This is a genomic window from Rossellomorea aquimaris, from assembly GCF_020172085.1.
In the GTDB taxonomy this organism is placed as follows: Bacteria; Bacillota; Bacilli; order Bacillales; family Bacillaceae_B; genus Rossellomorea; species Rossellomorea aquimaris_E.
Genome location: NZ_JAIVAT010000003.1, coordinates 509,499 through 524,251, shown reverse-complemented (window position 1 = coordinate 524,251; position 14,753 = coordinate 509,499). Strand labels below are relative to the sequence as shown.

The following is a 14,753-nucleotide window of genomic DNA, read 5'->3' as shown; positions in this document are numbered from 1 at the left end:
CTGAGAGATCAGAGATCGTACATCTCCTTTTCTCAGTCCTTTTTGAATTGATATTATCCGACGTATGTCAGTTTTTTCTCATCCTTGAAGATCGTATCAATCGTTCCTCCACCCAGACATTCATCTCCATTGTAGAAAACAACTGCCTGTCCTGGAGTTACGGCACGGATGGGCTCATCAAAGATGACCTTCACCTTTCCGTCTTCCATCGGTACCACCGTGACTTTGTTATCATCCTGGCGATAACGGAATTTAGCCGTACACGTGAATTCAGAAGGTTTATCCCCATTCGATGTCCAGTGAACATCCGTCGCAAGGATGGAATCTGAATATAAGGCAGGATGCTCGAAGCTTTGACCTACATACAGGACGTTTCTTTTAAGGTCCTTACCGATGGCAAACCAGGGTTCACCCGCTCCACCGATACCGAGTCCGTGACGCTGACCTATGGTATAATACATCAATCCATCATGTTTGCCCATCACTTCCCCATCAAGCGTTTCCATCTTACCAGGCTGCGCCGGGAGGTAGTTACTTAAGAAATCTTTGAAGTTCCGCTCTCCAATGAAGCATATCCCCGTACTGTCTTTCTTCGTTGCCGTGGCAAGTCCTGCTTCCTTGGCAATTTCACGGACCTTTTTCTTATCGATTCCACCAAGTGGGAACATTACTTTCTCAAGCTGCTCCTGCCCCAGCTGATTGAGGAAGTACGTTTGGTCCTTATTGTTATCGACGCCGCGCAGCATTTTGTACTCGCCGTCACGGTACTCAACCTGGGCATAGTGACCCGTTGCCAGGTAATCTGCACCTAACTTTAATGCATGCTCAAGGAACGCCTTGAATTTGATCTCTTTATTGCACATCACATCCGGGTTCGGTGTTCTTCCTGCTTTATATTCATCCAGGAAATACGTAAACACTTTATCCCAGTATTGTTTCTCAAAATTCACAGCGTAGTAAGGAATCCCAATTTGGTTACAGACACGAATGACATCGTTGTAATCTTCGGTTGCCGTACACACTCCGTTCTCATCGGTATCATCCCAGTTCTTCATGAAAATCCCGATGACTTCATAGCCCTGTTGCTTTAATAACAACGCGGCCACCGAAGAGTCTACGCCCCCGGACATCCCAACGACCACTCTTGTATCCTTTGGTTCTTTCTTCACTTACGCCACCTCCTTTTTTCCGTTCATGCGCCCTAATCGGACGACCATCTTATGTGGTTAATCTCTTCACAATCTTTGCGACTTCATGGGCAGTCCTGACAATCTGCTCCTCCGTATTCCCTAGACCAAAGCTGAAGCGGATGGAATTCCTTGATTTCTCAGACTGCTTCCCATACATGGCCACAAGTACATGTGAAGGCTCTATAGATCCAGCCGTACAAGCGGAACCGCTTGAAACAGCAATACCTGACATATCTAAATTCACCAGCATGGATTCTACATCCGTGCCAGGAAAGCTTAAGTTTAGCACATGGGGTAATCCATGCTCAAGGGATCCGTTCTCTTCAAATTCAATCCCCTCACCAGCTAAGGTTTCTTTTAATAATTTCTTCAGATCAGAGAGCATGCTATGCTTTTCTTCAACAGAGTGCTGGGCAAGTTCCACTGCCTTCCCAAGCCCTGCAATTGCCGGGACGTTTTCTGTGCCCGCACGGCGCTTTCGTTCCTGCTCACCGCCGTATAACCCCGGCTGAAGGTCCACACGTTTATGGGAATAAAGAAAACCGATTCCTTTAGGCCCATTGATCTTATGCCCTGAAACGGAAAGCAGATCGACCCCCAGCTCCTGCACATCCATGGCAGTCAATCCGAAAGCCTGTACAGCATCTGAATGAAAATATGCCTGATGATTCTTTAACAAATCCCCAATCTCTTTGATGGGCTGAAGTGTTCCTACTTCGTTATTCCCAAACATGATGGTCACAAGGATGGTATCACCACGGAGTTCATTTTGCAGGTCCTCCATTGAGATCCTTCCTGAACGATCCACAGGCAAGTAGGTGACCTCAAACCCTTTGGATTCAAGAAATGTACAAGCATGCAAAACCGCATGATGCTCGGTTTGTGTTGTAATGATGTGCTTTCCTTTATCCTTATTAGCCTCGGCGGTTCCGATGATCGCTAAATTGTCTGCTTCCGTTCCGCCACTTGTAAAAATGATATCATTGTAGTCTGCATGAATGCTTGATGCAATGACGGTCCGGGCATGATCCACCAGATGTCGTGATGCACGCCCAAATGAATGAATGCTTGATGGGTTCCCAAAGGACTCCTTCATCACCGCTGTCATTTCATCAATTACTTCAGGATGCATGGGCGACGTTGCAGCATGATCCAGATACACTCTTTCCATTGATTGTTACCTCCTAGATATAGAACATGTACGCATCAGATTCCCCGTCATCAGAATGACTTGCCAAATCTTCTATCGTTGTATTATCGAGTACTTCCTTGACTGCGTCCCGAATACGGATCCACAATTCGCGTTTAGCAGGTTCTTCATCTTCGATACCTTCTACAGGACTGATCGGCCCTTCCAGGATTCGGATAATATCCCCCGCTGTGATTTCTGATGGCTCATGACCCAATACATACCCTCCGTATGCTCCGCGAATGCTTCTAACAAGACCGCCGTTTCGCAGTGGAGCGACCAGCTGCTCAAGATAATGTTCAGACAGTTCATGCTGCTGTGCGATGGTTTTCAGTGAGGTAGGTCCCTCACCATGTCGTTTTGCAAGTTCTATCATAATCGTTAGACCATATCGGCCTTTAGTTGATATCTTCATGTTCCAGCACCTCTACTATATTTAATAACGTCACGTTCAGACGTATATTTCTTATGCATTGACTTTGTTATTATAGCATATACGCCCTTCTACTGTGAAAGGGACGACATCATCTTCTCTTATCCACATTATTTCCCTTCATGACATCTCCTGTGATAAAGTGATGGTAATTAGAACGTCAGTTTGGAGAGATGTTTCATGTCGATAAAACCACTTGCCTTCAAGATGAGACCACGTACCATTGAAGAAATCATCGGGCAGCAGCATTTAGTCGGAGAAGGGAAAATCATCGACAGGATGGTAAAGGCGAAACAGCTTTCATCCATGATCCTGTACGGACCACCAGGCATTGGAAAAACATCCATTGCAAGCGCCATTGCCGGAAGCACCAAGTACCGGTTCAAAACCCTGAACGCCGTCACGAATAATAAAAAGGATATTCAGATCGTGGCAGAGGAAGCAAAAATGTCAGGTAAAGTGATCCTTCTATTGGATGAAGTCCATCGCTTGGATAAAGGAAAGCAGGATTTCCTGCTTCCTTATCTTGAGAATGGGATGATTACATTGATCGGCGCTACAACGAGCAATCCTTATCATGCCATAAACCCTGCGATACGAAGCAGATGCCAGATATTCGAATTGAAGCCTCTGTCGATCGAGGAAATGAAAATCGCATTGACCCGTGCGATTCAGGACGACGAACGTGGATTGGGAGGATATTCACTGGAAGTATCGAACGAAGCTATCGAACATTTTGCAAGCAGCAGCTTCGGAGATGTGAGGAGTTCATTGAATGCCTTGGAATTGGCTGTGCTGTCCACTTCACCGGATGACGACGGTGTAATCCATATCGATGTCACGATTGCGGAAGAATGCCTTCAGAAGAAAAGCTTTTCACATGATAAAGACGGCGACGCTCATTATGATGTTGTGAGTGCCTTTCAGAAATCGATTCGCGGAAGCGATGTGAATGCAGCACTTCACTATCTTGGAAGACTTGTTGAAGCAGGAGACCTTCCAAGCATCGCACGCAGGCTACTCGTGATTGCCTATGAAGATATCGGCCTCGCGAATCCCCAGGCGGGTCCAAGAACTCTCGCGGCAGTCGAAACCGCCGAGAAAATTGGTTTCCCAGAAGCTAGAATTCCGTTAGCCAATGCGATCATCGAACTTTGCCTCTCACCTAAATCGAACTCGGCCATTACGGCCATCGACCTGGCCCTTGCAGATATCCAAAAAGGGAAGAGCGGCGATGTGCCAGACCATTTGAAAGACGCCCATTATCAAGGTGCAAAGGAACTAGGCAGAGGCCTGGAATACAAATATCCACACGACTATGAATCAGGATGGGTGCCGCAGACGTACCTGCCTGAAAAATTGGGCAAAGCCAAATATTACAGTCCTAAATCGACCGGGAAATTTGAACAGGCGATCGCCCAGGTGTATGAGAAGATTAATAAGCAGATGAAATAACTATTGTGAAGACGGATTGAGTGAAAAACACCTACTTATGACTCGAGTAGGTGTTTTTTTGACCTGTTATGTTGAAAAAAACGTTGATCGATCAACCTAATGAAGTTGTCATTCTGATAGAGTGCAATACTTTCTGCTGATGCGGGTCCACTTAATGGGTTATCGGGCCACTTTGGGACTTTATTGGGCCACTTAAGCAGTTTATTGGGCCACTTTCTACCTCTATTGGGCCAGAATCAGAGTTTAATGGGCCAAATGGTGAACCTTCAAATCACAATACCTGTGCCCACATTTTTTATAATGTTGATACCATATTCCATCTCCTCATCATACATTAGTAAAAAAGCCCGGAGGTGTATGGATTGATCATCATTGAAAATGAAACATCACCTAAGGATTTACCGAACCTGACTCCTGTTGAAAAAAACATATTCACTACGTTAAAAGAAAGCCCAACCGACTACCGATATACAAACCTTTCAGAACTCAAATACGAGTTGAAAGTAAGAGAAAGAATAATCGCCAATGCGAAAGCGATGAATGATGGAGACGCCACTTTTTCAGCCTTCGAACATTCCAAGTTCAACCCGATCTACTGGACCAAGACCCCTTACGGCTATCAGCTCAATGACTCGAAGCTTCCATCAGATGCCATCGAGGATATTTTCACGAACAGTTCTGCCTACAGCTTTGAATGTGTCACAAGCATTGTTGTGCTTTACTATAAATCCATTCTCGATACGATCAGGACCCCTTATTTCAACCGGCTATATTCATCACTTCTTGTGTGGGGGCACAACTATGATGACGACCTTCCAATGGTCACGTATGAAGGGCTTGATTATATCCCTGGAGATGTTTATTACTTCTTTAATCCCGACTTCGAAGATCCGATCTGGATGGGTGAGAACTCAGTCTTTATTACAGAAGATCAGTACTTCGGTCACGGTGTGGGACTCATGACTCACGATGAAATGATTGAAGCATTGAACACTCTCCGGAAAAAGGAGGCAACGAAATCCGCTTACTTACTTGAGCAGGTCACACGCCTGAATTTTTCTGATTTGTATCGATACACATAAAAAGTGACGGACTATGATGAGTCCGTCACTTTTTGGTGTTCTTTCTTATTTGTAAATCGGGGTCACAAAAAGGCAAAGTATGTTATGCTTGACGGTCCAGTTAGAGCCGCCGTGGCTTATTTCTATGCCGCTACATCCCTCTTATTGAATACCAAGAATGCAAGCACTTGGAAAATGATGAAATAGATAACGAGCATGGTAATCGAGAAGCCCATCGTCATCCCGTCCACCAATGGAGGAGTGAAGCCTGTATATTGAGTCAGGTCTGTGTTGGCGAACAGACTGTATTTCGCCCAGTCGAATTTCAGGGCAAGCAGGCTTGTTGCATTGCCCCCTACGAATAAGAGGAATAATGAAATTCCAATTGCCAGTGAGCTGCTTCTGAACACTGCGGAAATCATGAAGGCCATCGTAGCCATCATGACAATGTTGATGGTTTGTAATAAGTACGTTTTGATCAGGTAACCCACAATATTCTGCTCGACAACCTTCCCGTCCACGAAAGCCAGATGAGTGGACTGATCTGTTCCGCCGAACAAGATAAGGCCCAGAAGTAGGGAAACAACGAATAATAATAACAGCATGCTCATGCCGTATAATATGACAGTAACGTATTTGGAGAGCAGGATTTTAGTTCGCGAAATAGGACGGATGAGCAACAGCTTGATGGTCCCCCAGCTGAATTCACTCGCGACGATGCCCGCTGCCACGATGATGGAGAAGAGCCCCACAACGAGAACGATATTGGCATTCGTTTCAACGAATGTCCAAGTTGTTTCCTGTACTTTTGGTTCGATATCGTTTTCTATTCGATATTCGTTAATCGCGATTCTTCGTTCGGTGTCTTTTTTTATAAATTTATTCAATTCGGGATTTTCAGCCAACATCTGCTTATCCGATTCCACCTGTGCTGATAGCTCTTGTTTCCAGTTACCCATTTCTTTCGCTTTCATGTCACTATACTTGGTGAAGGCACCTGTCACACCAATAATCAGAATCAACAAGCCAAGCATGACATACGTCCCGACCCGCTTGAAGATTTTGATCCATTCATTTCTAATAAGACTAAGCATGAACGACCTCTCCTTTGTCATTTGTAATTTCCAGGAATCTATCTTCCAATGTTTTGGCTACAGGCATTACGCTGTATATTTGCACACCGGATTCTACCAGTGACCGAATGACCTCAGGTACTTGTTCTTTTGTCAGGGCCACTTGCACCTGTTTTCCTTGAGCTTCGAATTTGATTCCGGATTCGAATGCATTAAGAACGGCCTTCATTTTATCCACTTCATCGATTTCGAAGTGATATACCTGTTCGGAACCTTCTACAAAGTCCCTAACTTGTTGCACATCGACTAGCTTTCCGGATTGGATGATCCCGATTCGGTCACACATCATCTCCATTTCGGATAATAAGTGACTCGATACAATGACCGCCATACCTTCTTCCTGAGCGAGCTTTCTGATATAAGCACGAATCTCACGGATCCCCGCAGGGTCGAGACCATTTGTCGGTTCATCAAGGATGAGGAGCTTCGGCTTATGGAGAAGGCACTGGGCGAGACCCAAACGCTGTCTCATTCCAAGGGAGTACGTTTTTACCTTGTCATTGATGCGGTCAGTCAGTCCGACCAGTTCAATGACTTCTTTCATTCGTTCATCGGTAATCCCCTTTTGCATGCGGGCAAAGTGCTTTAAGTTTTGATATCCTGACATGAACTTGTATAGCTCGGGGTTTTCAACGATGGCACCCACATCCTTGATGGCACCTTCAAAGTCTTTCTTGATGCTTTTGCCTGAGATAAGGACATCTCCATTTGAAATATTCATCAACCCTACGATCATACGGATCGTCGTCGTTTTACCGGCTCCGTTTGGCCCGAGGAAACCGAACACTTCTCCTTCATACACGTCAAACGTTAATTGATCAATGATGGTCTTGCCTTTGATGACTTTGGAAACACTTTGTAATTGCACAACCGGCTTCATCGTTTCAACTTCCCTTCTGATTTTGTTGTTTTCTTCAACCATTGCAGGACTGATAGACCTTCTGATTCTCTCAGCTCTTCCACATCGCATTGTCCTTTGATTTCGCCGTCGGAGATGATGTATGCCTCATCGAGAATCGCTTCGATCTCATCGATTTCATGCGTGGCAATGATCACAGTCTGATTTCCGAAATCAATATAGGATAGGAGACCTTTCACGATTGTATCCCTCACCATGGGATCCAGTCCCGAGAAGGGTTCATCAAGAAGCAGCACCTCGGTATTCCGGGAAAGTGCCAGTACCAGCTTCAGCCTGCCCCGATTCCCTTTTGACAAGTGCTTGATCTTCTTCCCCCTGTCGAGTTCCATGAATGTGACCAGTTCATTCGCTCTATCTGGATCAAAATCTGGGAACTGAGAGGCATAGAACCGGATCATCCCTTCAACGGTGAAAGCTTCATAAAACATATCCAACTCAGTCAAATAGGCCACTTCATTCGCAATTTTCCTGGTGACCGGTTTGCCATTCAAGGTAACCGTCCCCTTATTGGGGAGCACAAGACCGGCAATCATCTTTAATGTCGTGGATTTTCCACTGCCGTTTGGACCAAGGAGACCATAAATCTTTCCCTTTTGAAACTCAAATGAGGTATCGTTCAATGCTATTTCGTTCCCGTACTTTTTAGTGACACCATCAAATTTTACAACCAACTCTATTCCCCTCCTTTCTCACTTAGATATTTTTCCACTCCCTGAATCATCTGTTCTTTTGTCAGACCAAGTTCCTTCATATTTTGAATGAAAGATTCGATCACTTCCTGCTGAACCTTTTCATTCATTTCGGAAAGAACGTCTTCCCTTTCCGTCACGAATGTTCCCTGCCCTCTTTTCGTCTCCACAATGCCCATCCTCTCTAATTCACTGTACGTTCGTTGAATGGTATTCGGGTTCACCCCGGATTGAACGGCCATATCCCGGACAGAAGGCAGCTTTTGCCCAGGAGATAATTCTTTCCTGACGATTTCCCGGATGATGCGGTCAGCAATCTGAATATATATCGGTTTGGAGGCTGTATAGTCTTCTGACATATCTACACCTCAACCTTGCGATCCAATAGTCTGCAGGAAATCATCAATACAATGATCATGATCACGCCTTCAAATAAGAAAGGAAGGACCGGTAATGGAATGGTTTCAGGATTAAAACCGGCATTCACCTCATTTGCTTCCACTGAGAAAAAGAATCCGGAACTTACCTTCAAAGTAAGGGTTTCAAAGAAAATCTTCTCCACCCAATCGATGCTCATCAGAAAGGCAACCACACTTTGATACAAAATGATGAATCCTGCAATAATGATCCAGCGCATGTTCTTTATGGCAGGATATTTGGAAAGGGAATGGTATAACGTCCATAAGAAGATTCCCCATCCCGAAAAGTAGAGACCGACAATGGTCACACCAAGATTAAAGAGAATCCCCTCTTTTACCGGCCAATACGAAAAGAGCGAGGACTCTGGATAAAGAAGCATCATCAGGACCCCTAAGCCATCTACTAGTAATAGAGACAATGTAGAGTATAAAAAAGCAATAATCACCTTAGGTAATAAAAGCATGTATCCCCCATGAGGACTGTGCAGCCAAAGCTGCGTCTTCCCCTCCAAACGGAGCATGGAACAGACCATTACCGGAAGAAAGGCTATATGGAAAACACCGATCATAATGAGGAAAAGTTGAGAAATACCTGGCTCATTGACATATTCACCAATGACCACCCCTATGATGAAAAGCAGAAAAAGAATGGCAATCCAGCCATAAAACCATGTGCTTGAAGTTTTAAAGTCTTTCCAGAGAAGACCTTTAAATGCAGTCATATTCACTCCTCCGTAACGTGTTTTAGTGTTCTAGTTAGATAGTACACTAAGACATCTAGAAAGGTCAATCACTTTTTCCCTTTTAATGGAATTTTTTTTTAGCACGTTGAGTAAAGCTAATATACAAGGAGGATGGAAGATGGATAAAAAAAGGCGTCACTGGACTCCAGAAGAAGAACAAACAGTAAAGGAAATCGTCCAGAATTACATGGATAAGGGCAAGTCAAAAAGAAAAGCGTTTGAAGAAGCTGCTCGAATGATCGATCGTTCTCCAGGCACATGCTCCCATCGATATTATTCAAAGATTCATAAAAAGCAGGATGAGTTTTCATTGGAAATGTGTATCGCCTTTCTAAAACAGGGATTAAACGATGATTCCACAAAAGAAAACCTTCAGCTACTCAATGAAAAAGAGCGATTACTGTTGGAACAGAAGGAACTGAAGAAAAATTATACGAAATTAAAAATGATGCAGGCTAAAGAGGTTCATCATCCACTATGAGGCATTGATTGGACAAAAAAAGGACTGAATTCACCTTGGAATTCAGTCCTTTTTGAAGGCCATTATTTATCTTTTACCCTTTTTATTTCAATGTCTTTCAATAGCTGATTCATCACATGGCTTGCTGCGATCAAACCTGCCACTGAAGGAACAAAGGCGTTGGAAGATGGAGGTAGCTGCGCTTTACGAATCTTCGCATCGTCTTTTCCTACTTCCTTGCGAATATCTTCACGAATGACGATTGGACTTTCATCAGAGAAAACGACCGTCACTCCTTTTTTAATGCCCTCTTTTTTCAAGCGTGTACGGATTACTTTTGCAATTGGATCTGTATGGGTCTTGCTGATGTCGGCAATTTTAAAACGTGTCGGATCGGTTTTATTTGCCGCACCCATGCTTGCTATTAGAGGAATATCCCGTTTCAGGCATTCCTTCATCAAATGAATTTTATAGGAAATCGTATCAGAAGCATCAATGACATAATCCAATCCCTGATTGAAGAATTCTTCGTATGTTTCTTCTGTGTAGAACATTTTCAAAGCGATGACTTCACAGTCTGGATTAATATCTTTAATGCGGTCCCGCATGAGATCGACCTTTGGCTGGCCCACTGTCGACAGCAGCGCATGCACCTGACGATTCACATTCGTGATGTCCACATCATCTTTATCCACTAACACTAGACGGCCTACACCTGACCGGGCTAACGCCTCAGCTGCAAAGGATCCCACTCCCCCGATTCCGAGTACTGCCACCGTGCTGTCTTTAAGGGTTTGAAGGCCTTCCTTGCCGATCGCTAGTTCATTACGTGAAAACTGGTGTAGCAAAATAATCAACTCCATTATAAGTATTCAACTAGGTTTATACTGAATTAGAATAAAGGATACAGAACCGAAAATCAATATGAAATGTTGTCCTTCTCTTTCGTTTACCCTAATAACGGGAGGTTTAGTCCCATTAAAAAACCAGGCTGGTACCAGCCTGGCTCTCACTCTATAAGATCATTGTTATCATTCGTGATTGGACGAGTCCCAATCGTGCCGTCGCCATCATTTCCTTCGTTTTGAACCCGCTCTCGGCAGGTGGGTGCTTTATTCCACTATTTGTTAGTCCCCGGCACGGGGCATGAACGCCTAGCAGAAATGTCAAGCTCCCAAAGTTTGAAGTGTTCGGTCAAAACTGTTAGGTAAAAACGTCGCACACATCAGGACTCGTTTGTGATTGTATACATAATATCATATCACCATGCTGATTTCAACGAATGACCCCCGGTATTTAGTTACATTATTCTACATCGAGCGACAAAGATAGCTCTTTTAATTGTGTGTGGCTGACTTCACTTGGCGCATTTGTCAGTACACAGCTTGCACTCGCCGTTTTCGGGAAAGCAATCGTATCACGAAGATTCGTGCGACCTGCAAGAAGCATCACTAAACGGTCAAGACCAAGGGCAATCCCCCCGTGTGGAGGTGTTCCATATTCAAATGCTTCCAATAGGAAACCGAATTGCTCTTCTGCTTCTTCTTTAGAGAAACCAAGTACCTTGAACATTTTCTCCTGAATGTCGCGCTCGTAAATCCGGAGTGATCCCCCTCCAAGTTCGTAGCCGTTCAAGACAAGGTCATATGCTTCGGCGCGAACAGATGCCGGGTCTGTTTCGAAAAGCTCTAGATCTTCTCTTACTGGCATCGTGAATGGGTGGTGGGCAGCATAGTAACGGTTCTCCCCTTCATCAAACTCAAGGAGCGGCCAGTCCGTCACCCACAGGAAGTTAAATTTTGTTTCATCAATCAGTTTTAAATCTTTTCCTAATTTCAAACGGAGAGCACCAAGGGCATCTGCCACTACTGATTTCTTATCCGCAACAAACAGTAGCAGGTCTCCTGTCTCTGCATGTGCTGAAGCTGAAATCGCGGAAGCATCTTCTTCTGTCACAAATTTAGATATCGGCCCTTTCAAGCCTTCCTCTTCCACCTTCAGCCAGGCTAGTCCTTTGGCTCCGTAACGGGAAACAAATTCCGTCAACCCATCAATGTCCTTACGGGAATACTGTGAAGCCGCACCTTTCACATTGATCAATTTCACCTGTCCACCGTTTGCGACAGCACCTGAGAAGACTTTGAAACCTGATTCCTTCACGATTTCAGATACATCGATCAGTTCCATTTCAAAACGTGTGTCCGGTTTATCAGATCCGTAACGGCTCATGGCATCGTCATACGTCATTCTTGGAATAGGCAATGAAACATTCACGTCTTTCACGTCACTCATCAGCTGTTTCATCATGTCTTCGACTAGTAAGATGATCTCCTCTTTGTCCATGAAGCTCATTTCCATATCGATTTGTGTGAATTCAGGTTGACGATCAGCACGAAGGTCTTCATCGCGGAAACAACGGGCGATTTGATAGTAACGATCGAAGCCGGATACCATCAAGAGCTGTTTGAAAATCTGCGGTGACTGAGGCAGTGCGTAGAATTCCCCTTCATGTACACGGCTCGGTACCAAATAATCACGTGCACCTTCTGGCGTACTCTTTGTTAAGATAGGTGTTTCAATGTCCAGGAATCCGTTGTTGTTCAAAAAGTTTCGGAACGATGTGGTGACATTATGACGCATTCTCAAGGTTTCCATCATCGCCGGACGACGAAGATCCACATAACGATGTTTCAAACGTACATCCTCTGACACTTCCATTTGATCATCGATCATGAATGGCGGTGTTTTGGCTTCATTAATGATTTGAACCTCTTCTACGTGAATTTCCACTTTTCCGGTCTTCAGGTTAGTATTTACCGTTCCTTCGCCTCTTGCCACAACCGTACCAGTAACGCTTAAGACATATTCATTACGAATCTTCTCAGCAAGGGCAAGCGCTTCTCCAGATAAGTCAGGATTGAACACGACTTGAACGATTCCCTCCCTGTCACGCAGATCGATGAAGATCAATCCACCAAGGTCCCTCCTCTTCTGTACCCAGCCTTTAATCGTGATTTTTTCACCGATGTATGATTCTGTTATGTCTCCACAATACGCCGTTCTTTTCGTCATCTTGTTCTCCTCCTTGTATAATCAACAGGTCTATTTTCCAAGCTTGTTCTTGATATTTTCAACGAAGCGGTCCAGGTTTATTTCTTCCTGTTCACCTGTAGACATATCTTTCAGGTTAATTTTATTCTCCTTTAATTCGTTATCCCCGATCACAGCCACGTATTTCGCTTCATATCGATCAGCCGCTTTAAATTGACCCTTCACCTTACGATCGAGATAATCCTTCTCTGAAGAAATACCGTTAGATCTTAAGTCGTGAAGAAGCTTGACGGCATAATCCTTGGCCTCTTCCCCTAGTGATACAATGAAGCACTCGACTCCCTTCTCAATCGGGAGCTCGACACCTTCTGCCTCTAATGCAGAAAGAAGTCTTTCGATACTAAAGGCAAATCCGATTCCAGGTGTCTCAGGACCGCCGATCATTTCGACCAGGCCGTTGTAGCGTCCCCCTCCACAAAGAGTCGTGATGGCTCCAAAGCCCTCTGCATCACTCATGATTTCAAAGGCAGTGTGATTATAATAATCAAGGCCGCGAACGAGTGTAGGATCCACTACGAAATCCACGTCCATACCGGATAAATGTTGTTGGACCTTTTCAAAATATGTTCTTGATTCTTCATTCAGGTAATCAAGAATGGAAGGTGCTGTAGACATCAATTCATGATCGCGGTCTTTCTTGCAATCAAGGATACGCAATGGATTCTTCTCTAAGCGATTCTGACAATCGCCGCAGAATTCATCGATTCTCGGTTTAAAATGATTGATCAATGCCTCTCTGTGGGCATTTCTGCTGCCGGAATCTCCAAGGCTGTTAATCACAAGCTTTAATTGAGTCAGTCCCAATTTCTTGTAAATTCCCATTGCGAGTGATATGACTTCTGCATCAATCGCCGGATCTTCACTTCCGAGAGCCTCGACACCAAACTGAACGAATTGACGATACCTGCCGGCTTGTGGTCTCTCATAACGGAACATCGGTCCAGAGTAGAAGAGTTTCGTCGGCTGATTGGGATGACCGAACATTTTATTCCCTACAAAGGATCGGACGACGGAAGCGGTTCCTTCAGGTCTGAGCGCTAAGCTTCTCCCTCCGCGGTCTTCAAACATATACATTTCTTTTTGGACGATATCCGTCGTATCTCCCACTCCCCGTGTGAATAATTCACTCGCCTCGAAAATAGGGGTGCGAATTTCTTTATATTGATAGTTATGACAAAGAGTCTTCGCCACTTCCTCAACATACTGCCACTTTTCCACTTCACCAGGCAGGATGTCCTGTGTACCTCTTGGAATCTGAATGGACAAGATGATTTCCTCCTTAAGCTGAACTTTATGTAAATAAAAAAAGCCCTCAATCCCTTGTATCATATACAAGGGACGAGAGCTGTTATTCCCGTGGTGCCACCCTAATTGAAGTCTATTAAGACTTCCACTTAGCCAGTTAACGCCTGGTACGTTCTTCTCCTACTAACAAAGCGTTTTCAGAGAGAAACCTCCTGAGTGTTCATTCACTAAGTCACATTGTAGAAATGCTCTCAGCCAAGGCATTTCCTCTCTTTACACGTGGGGTTTAGCTACTATGCTCGATCAACGGTTTTTGTAAATGTTATTTTATTTCTATAATGATACGGATGCCGTAAGTTCATGTCAAGAGGTTAAAGAAAATTTCGTCAGGATCTCTCCATTTTCTTTTTTAACAACTTCACTTCCCGTAACGATAACCCGAATTCAGATGCCAGCTCAACGTTAAGAGCATCTTTTTCACGTTCCAAAAACTGATGGAAGTCCACTCCAAATAACTGGTTATCTCCATTTGCATTCATAAACCCTTTTTCGCTTGACCTCAAGTCCCATCATCCTTTCAAAAACATTCCTACCCTTATCATTTCCAATTACCTATTTTTATTTCGTATTAGAGGGATTTTATTTTTTTTATCGTATTAGAACACTAAGGATTTTTTCAGGAAATATACAGTGTTGTTCAACACTT

Annotated in this window: 15 protein-coding genes, 1 other RNA gene and 1 other annotated feature; of the genes, 3 read left to right on the top strand and 13 right to left on the bottom strand. The window is 44.2% G+C overall.

What is annotated here, in order from left to right; all coding sequences use genetic code 11:
- Window positions 1-53: 53 nt before the first annotated feature.
- The 3 genes from mnmA to cymR are packed head-to-tail and all read right to left on the bottom strand — an operon-like array spanning window position 54 to window position 2,794.
- Complete coding sequence (gene mnmA, locus LCL96_RS03310) at window positions 54-1,169, bottom strand: tRNA 2-thiouridine(34) synthase MnmA (RefSeq protein WP_224940040.1); 1,116 nt, start codon at window positions 1,167-1,169, stop codon at window positions 54-56.
- 49 nt (window positions 1,170-1,218) lie between these two features.
- Window positions 1,219-2,361 (bottom strand): cysteine desulfurase family protein, encoded by a 1,143-nt coding sequence (locus tag LCL96_RS03305; protein ID WP_224940039.1) that lies wholly within the window; start codon window positions 2,359-2,361, stop codon window positions 1,219-1,221.
- 13 nt (window positions 2,362-2,374) lie between these two features.
- Entirely contained in the window at window positions 2,375-2,794 is a 420-nt protein-coding gene (gene cymR, locus LCL96_RS03300; protein ID WP_044339554.1) for a cysteine metabolism transcriptional regulator CymR, read from the bottom strand.
- Between the two features lie 198 nt (window positions 2,795-2,992).
- Between cymR and LCL96_RS03295 the strand changes: the two genes are divergently transcribed.
- Window positions 2,993-4,267 carry a replication-associated recombination protein A gene (locus LCL96_RS03295; protein WP_224940038.1) on the top strand — a complete coding sequence of 425 codons (1,275 nt, stop codon included), beginning with the start codon at window positions 2,993-2,995 and terminating at the stop codon, window positions 4,265-4,267.
- A 362-nt stretch (window positions 4,268-4,629) separates the two neighbouring features.
- Window positions 4,630-5,349, top strand: a complete 720-nt coding sequence (locus LCL96_RS03290; protein WP_224940037.1) for a protein-glutamine gamma-glutamyltransferase — start codon at window positions 4,630-4,632, stop codon at window positions 5,347-5,349.
- Window positions 5,350-5,471: 122 nt separating this feature from the next.
- Here LCL96_RS03290 and LCL96_RS03285 read toward each other — a convergent pair whose 3' ends face one another.
- Genes LCL96_RS03285 through LCL96_RS03265 form a run of 5 tightly spaced genes read right to left on the bottom strand, consistent with a single transcriptional unit; the run spans window position 5,472 to window position 9,210 of the window.
- Window positions 5,472-6,422 (bottom strand): ABC transporter permease, encoded by a 951-nt coding sequence (locus LCL96_RS03285; protein ID WP_224940036.1) that lies wholly within the window; start codon window positions 6,420-6,422, stop codon window positions 5,472-5,474.
- A complete protein-coding gene (locus LCL96_RS03280; protein ID WP_224940035.1) occupies window positions 6,415-7,341 on the bottom strand; it encodes an ABC transporter ATP-binding protein in 927 nt (308 codons plus the stop codon). The genes LCL96_RS03285 and LCL96_RS03280 overlap by 8 nt, the downstream gene beginning before the upstream one ends.
- A complete protein-coding gene (locus LCL96_RS03275; RefSeq protein WP_224940034.1) occupies window positions 7,338-8,051 on the bottom strand; it encodes an ABC transporter ATP-binding protein in 714 nt (237 codons plus the stop codon). Before LCL96_RS03275 ends, LCL96_RS03280 begins: the two co-directional genes overlap by 4 nt.
- Before the next feature lie 2 nt (window positions 8,052-8,053).
- Window positions 8,054-8,428, bottom strand: a complete 375-nt coding sequence (locus tag LCL96_RS03270; RefSeq protein WP_224940033.1) for a GntR family transcriptional regulator — start codon at window positions 8,426-8,428, stop codon at window positions 8,054-8,056.
- A gap of 2 nt (window positions 8,429-8,430) precedes the next feature.
- A complete protein-coding gene (locus tag LCL96_RS03265; RefSeq protein WP_224940032.1) occupies window positions 8,431-9,210 on the bottom strand; it encodes a hypothetical protein in 780 nt (259 codons plus the stop codon).
- A 139-nt stretch (window positions 9,211-9,349) separates the two neighbouring features.
- Between LCL96_RS03265 and LCL96_RS03260 the strand changes: the two genes are divergently transcribed.
- Complete coding sequence (locus tag LCL96_RS03260; RefSeq protein ID WP_224940031.1) at window positions 9,350-9,712, top strand: hypothetical protein; 363 nt, start codon at window positions 9,350-9,352, stop codon at window positions 9,710-9,712.
- Window positions 9,713-9,774: 62 nt separating this feature from the next.
- On the opposite strand, the gene LCL96_RS03255 is transcribed toward LCL96_RS03260, so the two are convergent.
- From LCL96_RS03255 to LCL96_RS03235, 5 genes are all read right to left on the bottom strand, one after another.
- Window positions 9,775-10,539: a ThiF family adenylyltransferase gene (locus LCL96_RS03255; RefSeq protein WP_224940030.1), complete on the bottom strand. Its 765-nt coding sequence runs from the start codon at window positions 10,537-10,539 to the stop codon at window positions 9,775-9,777.
- Between the two features lie 197 nt (window positions 10,540-10,736).
- Window positions 10,737-10,926: non-coding RNA, 6S RNA (gene ssrS / locus LCL96_RS03250), on the bottom strand.
- Window positions 10,927-10,996: 70 nt separating this feature from the next.
- Window positions 10,997-12,763, bottom strand: a complete 1,767-nt coding sequence (gene aspS / locus LCL96_RS03245; protein ID WP_224940029.1) for an aspartate--tRNA ligase — start codon at window positions 12,761-12,763, stop codon at window positions 10,997-10,999.
- Window positions 12,764-12,793: 30 nt separating this feature from the next.
- A complete protein-coding gene (gene hisS, locus LCL96_RS03240) occupies window positions 12,794-14,068 on the bottom strand; it encodes a histidine--tRNA ligase (RefSeq protein ID WP_224940028.1) in 1,275 nt (424 codons plus the stop codon).
- Between the two features lie 65 nt (window positions 14,069-14,133).
- Window positions 14,134-14,363 (bottom strand) — a binding site (T-box leader).
- 70 nt (window positions 14,364-14,433) lie between these two features.
- Entirely contained in the window at window positions 14,434-14,610 is a 177-nt protein-coding gene (locus LCL96_RS03235) for an RNA polymerase subunit sigma-70 (protein WP_098353229.1), read from the bottom strand.
- Between the last annotated feature and the right edge of the window lie 143 nt (window positions 14,611-14,753).

Coding starts and splice junctions, on each gene's coding strand:
- LCL96_RS03305 (WP_224940039.1), bottom strand. CDS start 2,361: ATGGAAAGAGTGTATCTGGATCATGCTGCAACGTCGCCCATGCATCCT.
- cymR (WP_044339554.1), bottom strand. CDS start 2,794: ATGAAGATATCAACTAAAGGCCGATATGGTCTAACGATTATGATAGAA.
- LCL96_RS03295 (WP_224940038.1), top strand. CDS start 2,993: ATGTCGATAAAACCACTTGCCTTCAAGATGAGACCACGTACCATTGAA.
- LCL96_RS03285 (WP_224940036.1), bottom strand. CDS start 6,422: ATGCTTAGTCTTATTAGAAATGAATGGATCAAAATCTTCAAGCGGGTC.
- LCL96_RS03280 (WP_224940035.1), bottom strand. CDS start 7,341: ATGAAGCCGGTTGTGCAATTACAAAGTGTTTCCAAAGTCATCAAAGGC.
- LCL96_RS03270 (WP_224940033.1), bottom strand. CDS start 8,428: ATGTCAGAAGACTATACAGCCTCCAAACCGATATATATTCAGATTGCT.
- LCL96_RS03265 (WP_224940032.1), bottom strand. CDS start 9,210: ATGACTGCATTTAAAGGTCTTCTCTGGAAAGACTTTAAAACTTCAAGC.
- LCL96_RS03260 (WP_224940031.1), top strand. CDS start 9,350: ATGGATAAAAAAAGGCGTCACTGGACTCCAGAAGAAGAACAAACAGTA.
- aspS (WP_224940029.1), bottom strand. CDS start 12,763: ATGACGAAAAGAACGGCGTATTGTGGAGACATAACAGAATCATACATC.